The organism is Kitasatospora sp. NPDC036755 (genome assembly GCF_040636595.1).
Taxonomy (GTDB): Bacteria; Actinomycetota; Actinomycetes; order Streptomycetales; family Streptomycetaceae; genus Kitasatospora.
In genome coordinates, this window is sequence record NZ_JBEZUT010000587.1 from 1 (window position 1) to 2,846 (window position 2,846).

Genomic DNA, 2,846 nt, shown 5'->3' on the forward strand with positions numbered 1-2,846 from the left:
CGCCAGGGCGCCGCGGTCCCCGGCGAGCCAGAGCCGCAGGGCCGCCGAGAGCGCGGCGCTGGCCGGCCCCGCCGCGGGGCCGCCGGTGCGCACGAGCCGCTCACCGAGCAGCGGCAGCAGGTCCGCGACCGGGGCGGGCAGCCACAGGGTGAGCGCGAACGGCGCCGGCCTGGCCAGAACCCGCAGCAGCGGCAGGACGCAGGCGTCGTCGTGCAGTGCGGGGATGACCTCCAGCAGCCCGTCCACGGCCACCTCGGAGACGTCGCCGCCGTGCCCGCGCGCGAGGTCGCGCAGCAGCGCGCGCTCGGTCGCGGTGATCCGGACGGTCAGCATGACCTCGTCGCAGTCCATGGTCCCGGCCCCTGTCGTGGAGAGTTCGTGGTGTGGTCGTCGCGTCGCGGTGTCAGTCCTGTGCCGACAGGGTTCCTGCCCCGATCCGGCCGTCCGATACCGGCACTATCAGGCCGTAGTGGCCGTCGAAGCGGCGGTAGAGCACCCGGGCCCGGTGGTCGCCGGGGTCGGTCCAGCCGACGAACGGGCGGCCGGTGAGCCAGAGCCGGCGGGCCGCCTCGGCCAGGTCGAGCCGGGGCATCGCCCCGGTGCCGGCGACGCACAGTTCCGCCGCACCGCTCGGCGAGCAGCGGTGGATCACGGTGTCCCGGCCGGTCCCGGCGTCCACGAAGAGGTGGAACCGCCGGTCGAGGGCGAGCAGTTCGAGCGCGGCCTGGTCGGGGCCGCGGCGGGCCGGCCGGACCGCCTTGTGCCGGGCTATCCGCCGCTGGGCGAGCGGGCGGTCGGCGAACTGCGGGCGGTAGGCGCTCTCGTACGCGACGGCGTAGCCGATGTCGCCCTGCTCGCGCAGTCGGACGGCCCGGCCGGCGAGCGTGCCGAGCACGAGGTCGACCGACTCCCGCTCGGTGCCGGTGGCCAGCTGCACCCGGACCGGTCCGACATCCGCCAGCTCGACGTCCGCCTGGGCCAGCGCGGGCCGGGTCACCGACCGGTTCCGCGAGCGGGTCAGCCGCAGCCGCAGCGCGTGGGCGTCGGGGCCGAGCGCGGTGGCGGTGGCCAGTGCCCGGGCCCGGGCGTACTCGGCGTCCTCGCGCGGCAGCTCGCCGCGGATCTCCACCCGGACGTCGAGGGCCGGCCGGTGGCGCAGACGGGTCATCAGGTTCCTCCTTCTTCGCATCCATGCTGTCCTTCGCACGCCCGTGCGGCGAGGGTCCAAAGACCCTGCCCCGCCGACAGGCCGCGGACCACCCGTACGGACGCATCCGCGCAGGTCAACACGGAGCTTCGAGCACGCACGAAAGGGTCGATCCACTCGGCCGTTGGAGTGATCCCCGCACATTCGGCGCAACGCTCGGGAAACCGGCGCGTTTGCCCAACGTGCGCCCTCCCGCCGGGGGCGCGCGCGGGGTCCGCGCCGAACGGTCCCCCGACTCCCGCTCGGCCCGCCGATGCCGCCGGGCACCTTCGCGCCAACCATTCCGACGAGAGGTAGTGTCATGTCCCTGCTGACCGAAACCCGGAAGCTGATCGTCCCCCCGAGAACCGCACCCGGCCCCTCCCCGCTGACCCGCGCCGCCGTCCCGCCACTGGCCCCCGGCGCCCTGCCCGGCCTCGGGCACGCCGGCGCCCTGCTGCGCGACCCGCTCGGCTTCCTCGGCTCGCTCTCCCGCCACGGCGGGGTGGTCCGCATCCGCCTCGGCCCGCGCACCGTCTGCGTGGTCACCGACGCCCGGCTGGTCCACACGCTGCTCGTCGCACTGGCGCACGACTGCCCGCGCGGCGCCGTCCAGGACACCCTCAAGACGGCCTTCGGCGACGGCCTGCTGATGTCCGAGGGCCAGGCCCACCGGGACCGCCGCCGGATCATCCAGCCGGCCTTCGGGCCGGACCGGATGGGCGAGTACCTGGCCGTGATGCAGCAGGTCACCGAGGAGCGGATCGAACGCTGGCACACCGGGCAGGTCCTCGACGTGGCGAAGGAGATGAACCACCTCGCACTGGAGATCGTCACCCGCTCGCTGTTCGACGCCCGGCTCTGCGAGGAGGCCACCGTCGCCTTCCACCGGGCGCTGCCGGACCTGGTGAAGGGCCAGATCGTCCAGTCCCTCTACCCGAATCCGGCGCTCGCCCGGCTGCCGCTGCCCGTCAACCGGCGCTTCGACGACGCGGTGCGGGTGCTCAACCGGGTGGTCGACAAGGCCGTCGGCGGCCGCGCCGCGACCGAACCGGGCGGGGAGGCCCGGCGCACCCTGCCCGACCTGCTGCGCGCCGCGACCGACCCGGCCACCGGCTGCCCGCTCACCGAGGCCGACGTCCGCTCCGAGGCGATCACCATGTTCGGCGCGGGCACCGAGACCGTCTCCACCACGCTCACCTGGCTGCTGGACGAGCTGCTGCGCCGCCCCGAGGTGGAGTCCCGGATCCTCACCGAGCTGGACGAGCACCTGCCCGCGGGCACCGTCCCCACCCCGGAGGCGCTCGCCCGGCTCACGTACACCCGGGCCGTCACCCAGGAGGTGGTGCGGCTGCACGCGCCGAACGCCTTCCTGATGCGCACCGCCCAGGTGCCGGTCGAGCTGGGCCCGTACCGCGTCCCGGCCGGCACCGAGCTGCTGTACAGCCTGACCGCGCTGCACCGCGACCCGGTGCGCTACCCGGAGCCGACGAGCTTCCGGCCCGAGCGCTGGCAGGACGGCGGCAGCACCGGACGGCCGTCCTTCCTGCCGTTCGGCGCGGGCACCACGCCCCGCTCCCGGGCGGTCCGGACGGCCCCGGCGATGTCGCGGGTGCTGAAGGCCAGGTGCTGGACGCCGGCCCCGCCGTGGGCGGCGAGG

Annotated in this window: 3 protein-coding genes; 1 reads left to right on the forward strand and 2 read right to left on the reverse strand. The window is 75.5% G+C overall.

What is annotated here, in order from left to right; genetic code table 11:
• Together AB0E96_RS40215 and AB0E96_RS40220 are read right to left on the reverse strand one after the other, a co-directional pair.
• Positions 1-351 (reverse strand): hypothetical protein (locus AB0E96_RS40215; RefSeq protein WP_359831682.1); only part of this gene is annotated, 351 nt, incomplete at its 3' end.
• 52 nt (positions 352-403) lie between these two features.
• Complete coding sequence (locus tag AB0E96_RS40220) at positions 404-1,168, reverse strand: sigma 54 modulation/S30EA ribosomal C-terminal domain-containing protein (protein WP_359831683.1); 765 nt, start codon at positions 1,166-1,168, stop codon at positions 404-406.
• A 340-nt stretch (positions 1,169-1,508) separates the two neighbouring features.
• On the opposite strand from AB0E96_RS40220, the gene AB0E96_RS40225 reads away from it, so the two are divergent.
• On the forward strand, positions 1,509-2,846 hold a 1,338-nt coding region (locus AB0E96_RS40225; RefSeq protein ID WP_359831685.1), incomplete at its 3' end, for a cytochrome P450.